Origin of the sequence: Sphaerisporangium rubeum, from assembly GCF_014207705.1 — a bacterium.
Taxonomy (GTDB): Bacteria; Actinomycetota; Actinomycetes; order Streptosporangiales; family Streptosporangiaceae; genus Sphaerisporangium; species Sphaerisporangium rubeum.
The window spans coordinates 2104787-2119834 of the sequence record NZ_JACHIU010000001.1; the positions used below are offsets into that span (position 1 = coordinate 2104787).

15 protein-coding genes are annotated in these 15048 nt (G+C 69.7%); 12 read left to right on the forward strand and 3 right to left on the reverse strand.

Annotated features, from left to right (window positions below):
* Window positions 1-18: 18 nt before the first annotated feature.
* The 10 genes from rimM (at window position 19) to dprA (ending at window position 9620) form a co-directional block, all read left to right on the forward strand.
* Window positions 19-534 (forward strand): ribosome maturation factor RimM, encoded by a 516-nt coding sequence (gene rimM, locus BJ992_RS09015; RefSeq protein ID WP_184979458.1) that lies wholly within the window; start codon window positions 19-21, stop codon window positions 532-534.
* 11 nt (window positions 535-545) lie between these two features.
* Entirely contained in the window at window positions 546-1331 is a 786-nt protein-coding gene (trmD, locus tag BJ992_RS09020) for a tRNA (guanosine(37)-N1)-methyltransferase TrmD (protein ID WP_184979459.1), read from the forward strand.
* Window positions 1332-1489: 158 nt separating this feature from the next.
* Window positions 1490-1855, forward strand: a complete 366-nt coding sequence (gene rplS / locus BJ992_RS09025; RefSeq protein WP_184979460.1) for a 50S ribosomal protein L19 — start codon at window positions 1490-1492, stop codon at window positions 1853-1855.
* A gap of 188 nt (window positions 1856-2043) precedes the next feature.
* Complete coding sequence (gene lepB, locus BJ992_RS09030; protein WP_184979461.1) at window positions 2044-2898, forward strand: signal peptidase I; 855 nt, start codon at window positions 2044-2046, stop codon at window positions 2896-2898.
* A complete protein-coding gene (lepB, locus tag BJ992_RS09035; protein WP_246496566.1) occupies window positions 2895-3626 on the forward strand; it encodes a signal peptidase I in 732 nt (243 codons plus the stop codon). Before lepB (BJ992_RS09030) ends, lepB (BJ992_RS09035) begins: the two co-directional genes overlap by 4 nt.
* A 509-nt stretch (window positions 3627-4135) precedes the next feature.
* Window positions 4136-4831 carry a ribonuclease HII gene (locus BJ992_RS09040; protein WP_184979462.1) on the forward strand — a complete coding sequence of 232 codons (696 nt, stop codon included), beginning with the start codon at window positions 4136-4138 and terminating at the stop codon, window positions 4829-4831.
* A gap of 39 nt (window positions 4832-4870) precedes the next feature.
* Window positions 4871-5194, forward strand: coding sequence for a DUF2469 domain-containing protein (locus tag BJ992_RS09045; protein ID WP_030511723.1), 324 nt, complete (start codon window positions 4871-4873; stop codon window positions 5192-5194).
* A 1054-nt stretch (window positions 5195-6248) separates the two neighbouring features.
* Window positions 6249-6602, forward strand: a complete 354-nt coding sequence (locus tag BJ992_RS09050; protein WP_184979463.1) for a YraN family protein — start codon at window positions 6249-6251, stop codon at window positions 6600-6602.
* Window positions 6603-6604: 2 nt separating this feature from the next.
* Window positions 6605-8185, forward strand: coding sequence for a YifB family Mg chelatase-like AAA ATPase (locus BJ992_RS09055; RefSeq protein ID WP_184979464.1), 1581 nt, complete (start codon window positions 6605-6607; stop codon window positions 8183-8185).
* A gap of 316 nt (window positions 8186-8501) precedes the next feature.
* On the forward strand, window positions 8502-9620 hold the full coding sequence (gene dprA / locus BJ992_RS09060) for a DNA-processing protein DprA (RefSeq protein ID WP_246496567.1): 1119 nt from the start codon (window positions 8502-8504) through the stop codon (window positions 9618-9620).
* 681 nt (window positions 9621-10301) lie between these two features.
* Here dprA and BJ992_RS09065 read toward each other — a convergent pair.
* Entirely contained in the window at window positions 10302-10649 is a 348-nt protein-coding gene (locus BJ992_RS09065) for a hypothetical protein (RefSeq protein WP_184979465.1), read from the reverse strand.
* A gap of 204 nt (window positions 10650-10853) precedes the next feature.
* Window positions 10854-11414 carry a M23 family metallopeptidase gene (locus tag BJ992_RS09070; RefSeq protein WP_184979466.1) on the reverse strand — a complete coding sequence of 187 codons (561 nt, stop codon included), beginning with the start codon at window positions 11412-11414 and terminating at the stop codon, window positions 10854-10856.
* Window positions 11415-11475: 61 nt separating this feature from the next.
* Here BJ992_RS09070 and BJ992_RS09075 point away from each other — a divergent pair, with 61 nt between their 5' ends.
* Window positions 11476-11937 carry a hypothetical protein gene (locus BJ992_RS09075; RefSeq protein WP_184979467.1) on the forward strand — a complete coding sequence of 154 codons (462 nt, stop codon included), beginning with the start codon at window positions 11476-11478 and terminating at the stop codon, window positions 11935-11937.
* Between the two features lie 103 nt (window positions 11938-12040).
* Window positions 12041-13645 carry a CoA transferase gene (locus BJ992_RS09080; RefSeq protein WP_246496568.1) on the forward strand — a complete coding sequence of 535 codons (1605 nt, stop codon included), beginning with the start codon at window positions 12041-12043 and terminating at the stop codon, window positions 13643-13645.
* Here BJ992_RS09080 and BJ992_RS09085 read toward each other — a convergent pair.
* Window positions 13578-14876 (reverse strand): MFS transporter, encoded by a 1299-nt coding sequence (locus tag BJ992_RS09085; RefSeq protein ID WP_184979468.1) that lies wholly within the window; start codon window positions 14874-14876, stop codon window positions 13578-13580. The genes BJ992_RS09080 and BJ992_RS09085 overlap by 68 nt on opposite strands.
* Window positions 14877-15048: the final 172 nt, after the last annotated feature.

Genomic DNA, 15048 nt, shown 5'->3' on the forward strand with positions numbered 1-15048 from the left:
ATTGGGAGGAACAGCGACGTGCAGCTCGTCGTCGGCCGCATCGGCCGTCCGCACGGCGTCCACGGTGAGGTCACCGTCGAGGTCCGCACCGACGACCCCGAGGCGCGCTTCAGCCCGGGTACGTCGCTCGCCACCGACCCGCCGCAGACCGGGCCGCTGGTCGTCGAAGGCGCGCGCTGGCACAAGAACATCCTGCTGCTCCGCCTCGCCGGCGTCTCAGGACGCGAAGGCGCCGAGGCGCTGCGCGGCACCCTGCTCGTCATCGACTCGGCCGACGTGCCGCCGCCGTCCGATCCCGACGAGTTCCACGACCACCAGCTCATCGGCCTGACCGTGGTCACCGCCGGCGGCGAGATCGTCGGCGAGGTCACCGACGTCCGCCACCACGGGCAGGATCTCCTGGTGATCCGCCGCGGCGCCGAGGACGTGCTGGTGCCGTTCGTCAAGGCGCTGGTCCCCGAGGTGGACATCGACGGCGGACGCCTCGTCGTGGACGCGCCGCCAGGTCTGCTCGACCCCGGCCAGGCGCTGTGACGGGGGCCGCCATGCGCATGGACATCATCACGATCTTCCCGGAGTACTTCGCGCCGCTGGACGTCTCACTGATCGGCAAGGCCCGGGCCAAGGGCCTGCTCGACATCCGGGTGCACCAGTTGCGTGACTGGACCCACGACGTCCACCGCACCGTGGACGACACCCCGTACGGCGGCGGGCCCGGCATGGTGATGAAACCCGAGCCCTGGGGTGAGGCCCTCGACGCCGTCATCGGCGACGCCGCCACCCCGCCACGCCTGGTGGTCCCCACACCGAGCGGACGGCCGTTCACCCAGGAGACGGCCCTGGCGTACGCCAAGGAGCCCTGGCTGCTGTTCGCGCCGGCCCGCTACGAAGGCATCGACGCGCGCGTCATGGCCGAGTACGGCGACCGCCTGCGCGTCGACGAGGTCGGCATCGGCGACTACGTCCTGGCCGGGGGAGAGGCCGCCGTGCTCGTCATGGTGGAGGCCGTGGGCCGCCTGCTCCCCGGCGTCCTCGGCAACGTCCACTCCGCCGCCGACGACTCCTTCGCCCCCGGCGCCATGTCCGGCCTGCTGGAAGGCCCCGTCTACACCAAGCCCCCCGTGTGGCGCGGCCACGAGGTGCCTCCGGTGCTGCTGTCCGGCAACCACGGCGCGATCGCCAGGTGGCGCAGGGACGAGGCGCTGCGCCGCACCGTCGCCAACCGGCCCGAGCTGGCCGCCAGGCTCGACCCGGACGTCCTCGACAAACGGGACCATGAGGTGCTTCGCGAGGCTTCGTTTCGCTTCACGCCGGAAGATATGGCAGACTGAATCGCTGTCTCCGACTGCCCTGCGGTCGGTTGAGCCGGGAGATCACCCCGGCAGCCGAGACGATTTCAGTCCAGCACCCGCGTCTTCCTCGCCGCCATGCCTCGGGCATGGCCGGGCGGACCTCCGGGTGCTCGCTTCACAAGTTGAGGAACGCCGTCATGCACACGCAGATCCAGGAGCTTGAGAAAGCCTCCCTTCGCAGTGACATCCCGCAGTTCCGCCCGGGTGACACGCTCGAAGTCCACGTGCGCGTCGTCGAAGGCAACCGCTCCCGCGTGCAGGTCTTCAAGGGCTTCGTGCTGCGCCGCCAGGGCGGGGGACTGCGTGAAACCTTCACCGTGCGCAAGGTCAGCTACGGCGTCGGTGTGGAGCGCACCTTCCCGGTGCACAGCCCGGTCATCGAGAAGATCGTGGTCGTGACCCGCGGCGACGTCCGCCGCGCCAAGCTCTACTACATGCGTGAGCTGCGCGGGAAGGCCGCCCGCATCCGCGAGAAGCGCGACGCGCTGCCCGCGGGCAAGTAGGGTCCCGGCGTTGGCCCGCACCCACCTGGGATGCGGGCCATTCTGCTGCCCGCACGGCGCTCTTTCTTTGACCGCCGTGCCGAGTCGGCGACCCGCCGGGCGGGAGACATCATTTAGGCTCGACAGCGATGACTTGCCACATCCGGGGGACGGCGGGCCGAGCCGCCCTGTCGAAGACGAGGTAGAGCGTGGTCGCGGAAGACACCAAGCCGTCAGCCAAGGGCGGCAAGGAGAAAAAAGGCTCCTTCTGGCGTGAACTGCCCGTCCTCGTGGTGGTGGCGCTGGTCCTGGCGCTGATCATCAAGAGTTTCGTGGTGCAGGCCTTCTACATCCCGTCGGAGTCGATGGAGCCGACTCTGCTGGTCAACGACCGGGTGCTCGTCAACAAACTCGTCTACCACACCCGCGACATCGAGCGCGGCGACATCGTGGTCTTCTCCGGAGTCGACTCCTGGGCCTCCGAGGTCGAGGTGCCGGAGCCCGGCAACCCCGTCGCCGGCTTCTTCCGCTGGGTCGGCACCGCCTTCGGCGTGGTCCCCGGCGAGAAGGACTACATCAAGAGGGTCATCGGCCTGCCTGGCGACGTCGTGAAGTGCTGCGACGCACAGGGACGCATCACCGTCAACGGTGTGCCCCTGGAGGAGAAGGCCTACCTGTTCCCCGCCGACGAGCCGTCCCAGAAGTTCTTCGAGATCAAGGTGCCGAAGGACCGCCTGTGGGTCATGGGCGACCACCGCTCGGTGTCACTCGACTCCCGCTCCCACCAGGGCGACCCCGGCGGCGGCGCCATCCCGATGGACAGCGTCGTAGGCCGTGCCTTCGTCATCGTCTGGCCCTTCTCCCGCGCCGCGATCCTCCCCATCCCCGACACCTTCACCCAGCCGGCCCTCCACCAGGCCGCCGCCGTGACCGGCGGCGCCGCCCCGCTCCTCCTCGGCTTCGCCGGCGCCGTACCCCTGGTGGCCCTGCGCCGCCGTCGCCACCCGATCCACCAGAAGCCCTCCATCCTCAAGGGCCACGGCGTGACCGACACGAAGAAATGACCACTCCTCCCCCCGAAGACACCGCCACCCCCCACCCCTCCAGCGCCTCCCCGGCCACGTCCGACCCGGACATGTCCGCATCCACCTCCCCCGACACGGCTACAGACACGGACACGGACACGGACACGGCAGGATCCTCCGCCGCCGGCCCTTCCGCGCCATCCGCGAGGAAGCGGCGCCGCGCCGGATGGCTGGAGTCGGTACTGCTGGTAGGGGGTGGAGTCGTCGCGGCGCTCCTGGCCAACGTCTTCGTCATCGGCTCGTTCTACATCCCGTCCGAGTCCATGGAGCCCACCCTTGAGATCGACGACCGTGTGATCGTCAACAAGCTCTCCGGTGACATCGGCCGCGGCGAGGTCGTCGTCTTCACCGGCTGGGACGGCACCCCGACCGTCAAGCGCGTCATCGGCATCGGCGGTGACCGGGTCAAGTGCTGCGACGCCGACGGCCGCATCACCGTCAACGGCAGACCCCTGCACGAGGAGTCCTACCTCCACCCCCAGGACTTCCCCTCCCAGGAGAAGTTCGACGTGACCGTGCCGAAGGAGCACCTGTGGCTGATGGGTGACCACCGGGCCGCCTCTGAGGACGCACGCGCTCACCTGAAGGAACCCGGCAAAGGCACCATCCCGACCAGCGCCGTGATCGGCCGCGCCGTGGCCCGCTACTGGCCCCTCGACCGCGTCGCCACACTCCCCGTCCCCGACGCCTTCTCCCACCTCCCCTGACGACGACGTCCCCGACCGGCACGAGCGCTAGAACCGGCACGCGAACTCACCAGCGTCCTGTTCCGCACCGCGTTCTGCGGCAGCCGACGGGCACGAGCGCCAGGACCGGCACGCGAACCCACCAGCGTCCTGTTCCGCACCGCGTTCTGCGGCAGCCGACCGGCACGAGCGCTAGAACCGGCACGCGAACTCACCAGCGTCCTGTTCCGCACCGCGTTCTGCGGCAGCCGACGGGCACGAGCGCCAGGACCGGCACGCGAACCCACCAGCGTCCTGTTCCGCACCGCGTTCTGCGGCAGCCGACCGGCACGTGTACCCGGGACCGCCGGCCGCCGTGCGTCGATCCCTGACCAGGACGCTCTTCCGGACCGCCGATAGCCGTACCCGATGGGACCGATCGGGCGTAGGCTTGGCCGCATGGTCGTGCTCGAAACGTCGTTCGACGCCACCGGTGCCAGGCCGGCTCGCGGGTCCGTCGACTTGCGGTGGGGCGGCGAGCCGGCAGCCTTATGAGCGTCCTCTATCGCCCGCGCCCCAGCATCGTCCGGCGCGACTCGGGCCTCTACGCGTACGAACGCGCGCTCGCCCGGCGCGGGTTCTCTCCCATCGCGGGTGTCGACGAGGCGGGCCGCGGCGCCTGCGCCGGCCCTCTGGTCGTCGCCGCCGTCGTGCTCGGCCCTCCCATCGAGGGCCTGACCGACTCCAAGCTCCTCACCCCGGCCCGCCGCGAGACCCTGTACGACGAGATCGTCGCTCGCGCGCGCGCCGTGAGCGTCGTGGTGATCCCCTCCGACGAGATCGACCGTCGTGGCCTGCACAAATGCAACATCGCCGGCATGCGGCGGGCCGTCGCGGGTCTCGGCTGCGATCTCGGGTACGTTCTGATCGACGGATTCCCGGTGCCCGGCTTGCCCGCTCCGTCCCTGGCCGTCTGGAAAGGCGACCAGGTCTGCGCGTGTGTGGCCGCGGCGTCCATCGTCGCCAAAGTGAGCAGGGATCGCATCATGACCTCACTCGATGAGCGGTACCCCCTGTACGGCTTCGCCGAGCACAAGGGCTACGTCACCGCCGCACACCGCCAAGCACTGGCATCCCACGGCCCCACGCCACATCATCGGTTCTCCTTTGTGACCGTGAACTCGGTGATGCGGTCCGGGCCAGCCATCGAGATAGGCGACAATGGTGTGGGGGCCGGTGTCGCCTGACAGGCCGCACCGGGGCAAGAAGGAAGGGGAAGGGCCGGGATGAGCGCGGAGGATCTCGAGAAGTACGAGACCGAGATGGAGCTGCAGCTCTACCGTGAGTACCGCGACGTAGTAGGCCTGTTCACCTACGTCGTCGAAACCGAACGCCGCTTCTACCTGACCAACTCGGTAGACCTCGACGTCCGCACGGCAGAGAACGGCGACGTCTTCTTCGACGTCAAGATGCAGGACGCCTGGGTCTGGGACATGTACCGCCCCGCAAGATTCGTCAAGAACGTCCGAGTAGTCACCTTCAAAGACGTAAACGTCGAAGAACTAGCCAAACCCGACCTAGAAATGCCCAAGGAAGGCTTCTCCTCCTAACCCCCCTCCCCCCATAACCCCCCCGGCACGGAACACCAGGACTCCACCCCACCAAAGATCCGTCTCGCCGCCCCCCGGTCTTCCTCACACGTGCCCCTCCGGCGCCGTCCGTTACCTTTCCGGACCCATGCTTCTCTGAACCCGGTGTTCTCTCCGGTCCGGGTGTCTCTCCGGTCCGGGTGTCTCTCCGGTCCGGGTGTCTCTTCGGTCCCCGGACGTGGCGTTCTTTCGGCGCCGACGCGGTGGGACGTTGTACGGCGAATCCGGCGCCGTCGTACGGTGCTCGACCGGACGCTTTCCGGGTTGTGGTGGGCCGGTCGTCTAGGTCGGGCCGGGTGTCGTGCTGCGACTTTGGCTGGTTCTCCGGGCCTGATGTCTCTCCGGTCCGCGTGTCTCTTCGGTCCGGGTGTCTCTTCGGCCCCCGGACGTGGCGTTCTTTCGGCGCCGACGCGGTGGGACGTTGTACGGCGAATCCGGCGCCGTCGTACGGTGCTCGACCGGACGCTTTCCGGGTTGTGGTGGGCCGGTCGTCTAGGTCGGGCCGGGTGTCGTGCTGACGCTGTCCTTGTTTGCACCCGGTCCTGTTGAGGCGCCTCGATCTTGCTATACCCGGTCGGCCGGTGGTGGTGGCCAACCTGTGGATCAGTCGGTCCGAGCAGTGATCGTTTGAGCTCGCGACTCGTATGGCGTCGAGGAGGAACGCGGTTACCTCGGCCGAGGGTGTCCGTGCCGTGAAGCACGTACGGCGAAGCATGTATCTCCTGGTCAGACACACGTGTCACAGGGCTTTGGCCCATCACCTGCGGCGCCGACAGACAGGAGCCAGTGGGAAGTGGTGCGGTGGCGGGGGTCATGGCGCGGAGACGGCCAAGGGGTGGCCAACAGGCGGTAAGTCCTCCGGCTCAGGGTGAGGAGGGCATGGCAGGGTCTGGCGGCAACAGGAGGCGGACATCTCGGCGGGGGTGGCCGCGCTCGGACACGTTATCCACAGGGCGGGATTCGGGGCCGACGGCGGTTGTGTGGATGAGGGAAGGTCGGGGCCGGAGGTGGTCCTATGGCCGAGATACATGAGCTGGGAAAACACGGCGAGCGGCTCGCCGTCGACTTTCTCACGGCGGCAGGATTGAAGATCCTGGAGCGGAACTGGCGGTGCGACGGCGGCGAGATCGACATCCTCGCCAGCGAGGGGTCGGTGCTCGTCGTCGTCGAGGTGAAGACCCGCTCAGGCCGCAGTCACGGCACGGCATTCGAGTCGGTGACCCGCGCCAAGTTCGGCCGGCTGCGCGCGCTGGCCGGCAAATGGCTGAGCACCCAGAGCCGATGGTTCTCCGCCATCCGCATCGACGTGGTCGCCATCGAGCGTTTCGCGGGCGAGTTCGTGCTGCGCCACGAGCGGGGGGTGTCCTGAAGATGGCCGTCGCACGCACCCGTTCGGTGGCCCTGGTCGGCGTCAGCGGCCATGTCGTCGAGGTGGAAGCCGATGTCGGCCACGGCCTGGCCGGCGTCAGCCTCATCGGCATGCTCGACACCGCGCTGAGCGAGGCCCGTGACCGCGTCCGGTCGGCCGTCGTCAACAGCAGATACCCGTGGCCTGACGCTCGGGTCACCATCAGTCTGTTCCCGGCGAGCCTCCCCAAGCGGGGAAGCATCTTCGACCTCGCCATAGCAGTGGCCCTCATCGGTGCCGCCGGCCTCGTCCCCCGCCGCCACCTCTCCCAGCCGTTCTTCATAGGCGAGCTGGGGCTGGACGGCACACTCCGGCCGGTGCGCGGCGTTCTCCCCGCCGTGGTGGCCGCCGCCGAGGCGGGGGCCCGCACCGTCGTCGTCCCCATGGCCAACGCCGCCGAGGCGGCCCTCGTCCCGGACGTCCGCGTGATCCCGGTCCCGACCCTCGCCGAGCTGATCGAGTCCATGCGCACCTCGGACCCCGCGCGCCTCACCTCCCTCGACGGCATCCCCGACCCCTTGCCTCTGCCGCCGCAGGCCTTCCAACCGGCCACGCCTGCGGCACCTGCCTCCGACCAGATCGCTCGCCCTCCCGATCTCGCCGATGTCGCGGGCCAGGCGGTGGCCCGCCGCGCACTTGAGGTCTGCGCCGCGGGTGGCCACAACCTGTGGATGCTCGGCCAGCCCGGCACAGGAAAGACCATGTTGGCCGAACGTCTCCCCACCCTGCTCCCCGCGCTCGACCGTGACCAGGCCCTGGAGGTCACCTCCATCCATTCGGTCGCCGGCACTCTCCCACCCGGTCGTCCCCTGCTGGAGCACGCACCGTTCGTGGCTCCCCACCACACCGCCACCGTGGCCGCCGTCATCGGCGGCGGCAGCACCGTGGTCCGTCCCGGAGCCGTCTCCCTGGCACACCGAGGGGTCCTCTTCCTGGACGAAGCCCCCGAGTACCCTGCCCGCGTCCTCGACTCCCTGCGGCAACCCCTCGAATCAGGCCAGGTCACCGTGGCACGAGCCGCGGTGACGGTCACGTTCCCCGCTCGCTTCCTGCTGGTGCTGGCGGCCAACCCTTGTCCCTGCGCAGAGCCGTCCACGCCGGAGAACCCCTGCCGGTGCACTCCAAGTGAGCGTCGCCGTTACCTGGCCCGCCTGTCAGGCCCGCTCCTCGACCGCGTCGACGTCAAGGTGCGTCTCACCAGGTCGACCAGACGCGAACTTCTGGCGGACCGTCAGTTCATCGAGACGAGCGCGACCGTCGCGGCGCGAGTGCTCACCGCCAGAGAGAACACGGCCAAACGCCTGGCCGGCACTCCATGGCGATGCAATGCCGAGGTCCCCTCCCAAGCCCTGCACGGCCGCTTCCGGCTCCCGTCCCCGGCGATGTCCCCTCTCTACCGCTGCCTGGACACCGGTGAACTCAGCGCACGAGGCCTGGATCGCGTTCTCCGAATCGCCTGGAGTCTCGCCGACCTGACCGGCAAGCCCCAGCCGGAGCTCACCGAGACCACCACCGCGCTGGCCATGTGGACCGGCCTCGAATGACCCCACGACCACCTCGTTCAACTCAGGCTCCCGACCACGAAACGGCACTCACCGCATGCTCACTCACCCGATGTCCGCCACACCGACGTCCTCGTCCGACGCTTCCTCCGTCCCGCCGCCGGAGACCCCGGCGGACGTGTCGCCGTTGCTCGCCACGAAGCACTCATCCGATTCATCCGCAGAGGACGAGACCTCTGCGGGTTCGCCATGTGACTTAAGGAAAGCCCTCGTCGCGGTCCCGGTGGTGGATTCATCGGTGGTCGAGGTTCCTGAAGATATGGCGGGGTGCGCGGTGAGGCTGGCGCGGGTGGCGTTGATGCGGATAGCGGACGCCGGTGATCCGCTCATGGGGCAGCTGGTCGCACGGTACGGAGCGGAGGAGGCACTCGCGCAGGTGCGGGAAGGCCGGCTCGGTCCTGGCTTCGTCGCGGAGATCGCCGCAAGGCGAGGCAAGCCGATCGACTGCGAGCGGCGCCTCGCCGCCTGGCGAGCCCGCCTGCCTTACGTCGACGCCGAGGCCGATCTGGCCCGGGGTGAGGAGCTCGGTGCGCGTCTCGTGGTTCCTGGGGATGTGGAGTGGCCGACCCAGCTCGACGACCTCCACCACGAACGTCCCCTCGGCCTGTGGCTCCACGGAAGCGCCGACCTGCGCTTCGCCTGTCTCCGGTCGGTGTCGATCGTGGGTTCACGGGCCGCGACCCCCTACGGCGTCCACGTCGCCGCGGAACTGGCCGCCGGGCTCAGCGAAGCCGGCTGGACGATCGTCTCCGGTGGCGCCTACGGCATCGACGCGGCGGCGCACCGCGGAGCACTGGCCGGGGTGGCGGAGACCATCGCGGTGCTGGCGTGCGGCACAGACGTCGCGTACCCCGCGGGAAACCACGGACTGTTCGAAGGCATGCGGGCCCGGGGCCTGTTGGTCAGCGAATGTCCGCCGGGAGTTCGTCCGACCCGGATCAGGTTCCTCGTACGCAACCGCCTGATCGCCGCCCTGACCCGGGGCACCGTGGTGGTGGAGGCCGCCATCCGCAGCGGTGCTCTGAGCACCGCGGGCCACGCCGTCAAGCTGAGCCGGCATGTGGCGGCCGTCCCCGGCCCTGTCACCTCCGGCAACTCGATCGGCTGTCACCGCCTCATCCGCCGCGCGGAAGCCGTGTGCGTCACCACGACACACGAGGTGATCGAACTGATGGCCGCTATAGGGGATGACCTGAGCCCAGAGCCGCGTGCCCCGGTCCTGCCGAGAGACCGATTGGACGCCGAGTCCCGGAGCATCCTGGAAGCCGTTCCTTCCCGCTCCGGCGCCGGACCCGCCACCATCGCCGTCTCCGCCGGGGTCGACCTGATGACCACTCTCAGCCACTTGGGTGTCCTGGCCGCCGCGGGCTACGTGGAACGCACCGACCACGGCTGGCGCCTTCGCCGAAGCACCTGAGCCGTCTCCACTGCGCACCACCGCTATGGCGGGACCGTCGGCTTGTCCTCATGCGGACATGGCTATGGAGGTGTCAGAGATTTTCGAGGTCCGGGATCGGAAGGAGTGAGGCATGGAGAAATGACGAATGGTGGTGTGCTGATTTCCGGAGGCATCCGTTCATATGACGGCCATGAAAGAGACTCAGCTCCGATTCTCGCGGTCCGTGCCTCTGGAGGTGATCCTCGCGGTTCTCTCAGGCGTCCGACCGGGGGCATTCAGACCGGTCGTGCGGACCGTACCGACTGTCGCGTCGTGGTCGCTGGGCTCGTCAGCGCGCCTGTGCGGGGCCGTGCGGGGCCGTGCGGGACAGCGCGGGGCCGTGCGGGACAGCGCGGGACAGCGCGGGACAGAGTATGCGGTGTGTATCGCGTCCTGGTCGCGGGTTCTTCGCGGTCCGATGGGCCGGTGGTGTGGGCCGTGTGCGGTGCCGCAGGTTTGTCGCGGTCCAGGCCGGTCGGTGGTGCGGGGTCTCGCGGGTGGCGTCTGGTCGTGGTCTCCTGACGTGGGCTTTTCGCGACCTAGGTGGTGTGGCGCTGCGAGGGGTCTGTTCTGGTCGGTGGGTTGGGGAGTCGTCAATCGGGGCGGTGTGGGACGGTTCGGTGGGCCGGCGGGGGATCTGGGTGGGGCTTGGGGCGGGGGTCAGTCCCAGGTGGTGCCGGTGGTGGAGGCGGGGACGGTGGCGGCGAGGGCGGAGGCGGAGTCCCAGGTGGTGCCGTCGGTGGAGGCGGGGGGAGTGTCCCAGGTGGTGCCGTTGTCACCGGTGGGGGCGGCGTCCCAGGTGGTGCCGGAGCCGGCGGCGAGGATGTGGGTGGTGGACGTGGCGTCCCAGGTGGTGCCGGCGACGGGGGAGGGGGCGTCCCAGGTGGTGCCGGTGCCGGCGGAGATCCCGAGAGCGATCGCGAAGGAAATGGCGCCGGTGACAAGAGCGGTCGAGACCTTGATGGTGAAGAAGTTGCGGTCGGCCGGGGTGGTGGCGAGAGAAATCATTTCATTTCGCTTTCTCGGGTGTGCTTTGCTCTGCACGACCAACTTTGCGGTTTCTGCCACCCGCGAACCAGATGAAACCGAGTCAGCAAGCTGCAGTGGCGTGACCGCTTCCTGCCAGCCCCGCCAGGCCTATGCCGGAACCGGTACACCGGCTTCATGAACCCGCTGGTCAAAGGCATGATCACCGCTGCTGTCCGATAGCTGTCACGGGCCCTGAGGAGGTGTCGTGGCAGGGCCGATGAGAGCACTCCAGCGGGGTAGGAGCCGCACCTGTCCTCGTGCGAGCAGAAGCAGAGGGTCGAGGTAGCGGTCGGAGATCAATCCCCAGTGGAGGCAGGTGGCAGGACAGTGCGCCGGATGGTCCTCGACGACTCCGATCACGGTCTCCGGCGTTACTCGCTGTCCTGGCCGGACCATGGGACGGACCGGGAGGTACGTGGTGCGCAGGCCACCGGTGTGAACGATCGAGACCACACCGCGGTCGGCGAGTCGCCCCGCGTATCTCACTGTTCCTGGACCGGCGGCGTGGACCGGCTGACCTGTCCTGGCCTTGAGGTCCACTCCGCGGTGGCCGCGCAGCCAGGGGTGGAGCGGCGGCGCGAAGGAACGGCCGACGTCGGGCTCGCCGTCCAGGGGTGATCGCCAGCGGATGCCTCGTGGTGGATCGTCGCTCCGGTCCCCTCGGCCCCCACCGTCGGTGCGGCTCGGTTGTGGCGGCGCGGCGGACGCGGCGACTCGGGGGACGGAGGACGGCGCGGCGAGCATGCAGAGAGCGAGAAGCAGGCCGGGGAGTGGTGCGACCGCGCACAGCGAGGTGCGCGACCTCGTGGAGACCGAGGGGGTGGGACCTGGAGGTGTGGAGATCGAGGGGGTGGGACCTGGAGGTGTGGAGATCGAGGGGGTGGGACGTGGAGGTGTGGAGATCGAGACTGTGGAGATTGAGGCTGTGGAGACCGGCGGTGTGGACTCTGGTGGCGTGGGGACCGGGGGTTCGGAGACTGAGGGTTCGGAGACCAGGGGTGTGGAGACCGGGAGTGCGGAATCCGGAGATGTGAGGACCGGGGGTTCGGCGTATTGCGGCGGGGTCACACATGGGGGCGGCGGTAGCGGTGATGTGGAGCCGCCAGGTGGCGAGGGTTCCGCGTGCGGTCGGGGAGTTCCGTCCGCTGAGTGCGATGTGAGGGTCCGGGAGATCACGGGTGACGGGGGATCGTTGAGCGGTGAGCGAAGTGTGAGGGAGAAGGCGGCCGGGAGTGATGCGTTCTCGGTCGGTGACGGCGTGGCTTGAGGTGGGGGGTTCGGGTGCATGAAGACAGGGTCGCGCGTGCGGAGCGGAGGCGGGGGGCCGAAAGTGGTTCTGTGGACAAGTGCCGTGGGGCTGGAGGCCGGTGATGGTGCGTGAGGTCATCGACGAGCTTGGTCGTGGGGTTGGAGTGGCGCTTCCGCCGGTGCGTGTCGTGGCGGACGAGATGCCGTCCCCTCGTACGGCGTTCCGTGTCGTGATGGCTGCGACGGCCGTGGTGGGGGCCGCCACCGCGGCCGTCGGGCTTCTCGCACGGCAGCGCCACGGAGGGGAACTCGATGTTCAGGTGGACGCACGCGAGGCATGGGCCGCGTTTCTCGACGAGCGGTACTTCCAGGTCGACGGGGTCAGGCCGGCGGTGTGGGGGGACCTGTCCGGTGATTACCGCACGGCGGACGGGTGGGTGAGGCTCCACTGCAACTTCGGCCATCACAGGGACGCCGCGCTTCGCGCGCTCGGTCTCGGCCCAGGGGCCGGCCGAGCGGAGGTCGAGGCGGCGTGCGGACACCGTGGCGCGGTGGAGATCGAGGACGCGGTGATCGCGGAGCAGGGGTGCGCGGCCGCGATGCGGAGCCGTGCCGAGTGGGCCGAGCATCCACAGGGACACGCGGTGGCCGGGGAGCCGTTGATCGGTGTCCACCGCCTGGACGGCGGAGGCGGGCCGGTGCACGCCGGTGGCGAAGGACAGGACGCCGGACGGGGAGGACAGGACGTCGGCCGGGGAGGAGGCGAGGTCCGTCGCGGTGGACGAGATGACCTCCGGGGGGGACAGGAGGACGGCCTGGGGGAGCGAGACGGCCGGGAAGGTGGGGGAGTCGTGAGGGAGTTGGACGGTGTGCGGGTGCTGGATCTGACCCGGGTCATCGCGGGGCCGGTGGCGGGACGTGTGCTGGCGGGGTTCGGGGCCGAGGTGCTCCGGGTGGGGGCGGCGCATCTGCCGGAGGTGGACGGGCTCGTGTTGTGCACGGGCTTCGGGAAGCGGAGCTGTGAGCTCGATCTGCGTGCGGAGGAGGGCAGGTCGGCGCTGCGGAGGCTGGTGGCGGGGGCCGATGTGGTGGTGCGGGGATACCGGCCGGGAGCGTTGGAGCGGTGGGGCTTCGGCGTGGAGGAGATCTCGGCGGCACGGCCCGGGGTCGTTTGTGTGGATGTGTCGGCCTATGGGGGACAGGGGCCGTGGGGGACGCGGCGGGGGTTCGACAGTTTGGTGCAGATGGTGTCCGGGATCGCGCACGAAGGAGGAGGGGGTGTACGGCCGGTGCCGCTGCCGGCGCAGGTGCTCGACCACGCGACGGGATGGCTGGCGGCGCTCGGCGCGGTCGCGGGGCTTTCACGGAGGAGGGCCGAGGGTGGGTCGTGGCATGTCGAGGTGTCGCTGGCACAGACGGCTCACTGGCTGGACCGGCTGGGACGCGAGGTCCCGGGCAAGGACGTGGCTCTCGGCGGCTCGATGGTGGAGCGTGCGAAGCGCGGCGGCTCGATGGCGGAGCATGTGAATCCTGGCGGGTCGGCGGCGGAGCATGTGGGCCGCGGCGGCTCGATGGCAGCGGACGTGGACCTGGGTGATCTGACGCAGGAGATGGAGAGCGTGTCCGGGAGGCTGACCTACGTACGGCAGCCGGGGATGATCAACCGGAGGCGGCCGTATTGGGCTTCTCCTCCGCCGTTGAGGGGGGAGCATCCGCCGAGCTGGTGATGCGGCGGATGGGGGAGAGCCAGACGCGGACAGGCGCGAGGCACACCAGAGCGGCGCAGGTCCACAGCGCGGGACGCAGGCCGGCGAGGTCGCCGAGCACACCGCCGGCGAGTCCCCCGAGGGTCATCACGCCGAGGGTGGAGACGCTCATGACGGAGTTGATCCGGCCGACGGCGTCGCGCGGCGACTCACGGAGCTGGATGCTGCCGTAACAGATGGAGAAGATCACCGTGGAGACGCCGCTGAGCAGGTAGCCGCAGATCACGACGGGAACGACCACGGCCGGTGAGCCGTGCGCGGCGGCGAGCACCACCATCTCGGCGGGGAGGACGACGGACGAGACGAGCAGCGTCTTGTTCTCGGAGAACCGTGCCGTCAGCGCCGGGGTGACCGCGGCCCCGATGAGCCCGCCGACGCCGAAGGACGCCGTCAGCAGCCCGATGATCCCGGCCGGCAGACCGAGCACCCGCACGGCGAACAGCACGTACAGCGCCATCACCGCGGCGGACGCGAAGTTGATCAGGACACCGGCGGTGATCAGGGTGCGCAGGACCGGCTGGGTGAACACGAGGCGGGCCCCGTCGCGGATCTCGGCGGCGAGGCCGCCTCGGGGCCGCGCCGTCCCTTCGGTGGTGCGCGCCGGTTCAGGGGAGCGCAGCGAGCGCAGGCACAGCGCGGACAGCAGGAACGACGCCGCGTCGGCCAGGAGGGCCACGGGTGCGGTGAGTGTCTGGACGAGCAGACCCGCGAGGCCGGGGCCGAGTGCGCTCGCGGTGGAGTAGACCCCCTGGAAGCCCGCGATGGCCGCGGTGCGCTGGTGGTCGGCGACGACGCTCGGCAGGTGCGGGAACCAGGCCGCCCGGTAGACGACGGTGCACGTCCCCACCACGAACGCGACCATGGTCAGCCACACCACGCTCAGCACCCCGGCGGCCCAGGCCACCGGCACGGTCCCCACGGCGGTGGCGGCGACGATCTCACACCCCACCAGCACCGGTCGTTTACGGACCAGCCGGTCGGCCCACGCGCCGGCCGGCAGGCCGATGAGCAGATACGGCAGCGTGGCGGTGGCCGTCAGCAGCCCCATCTGCAGGGGAGACGCGCCGAGCAGGACGGCGGCGGTCAGCGGCACGGCGAGGCGGGAGATCTCACTGCCGGTCTCGGATACGGCACGAGCGGTCCACAGCAGCCGGTAGTCCCGCTGCCGCCGGAGGGGGGTGGTGTGCGTCACAGTTATGAAGATAATGCTTCATAACTGTAAAAGCTACCCTTCATATTGGGCCGCCTCCCCGCCTGGCAACGAAAGGTCGTCAGATGTGATCCAGGAGACGTGCAGAGGCTTGGACGAGTGGCTGGACGTGAAGGGGTGCCTGGTGTCGGCCGCTGTCGGACGGTCCGGGTGC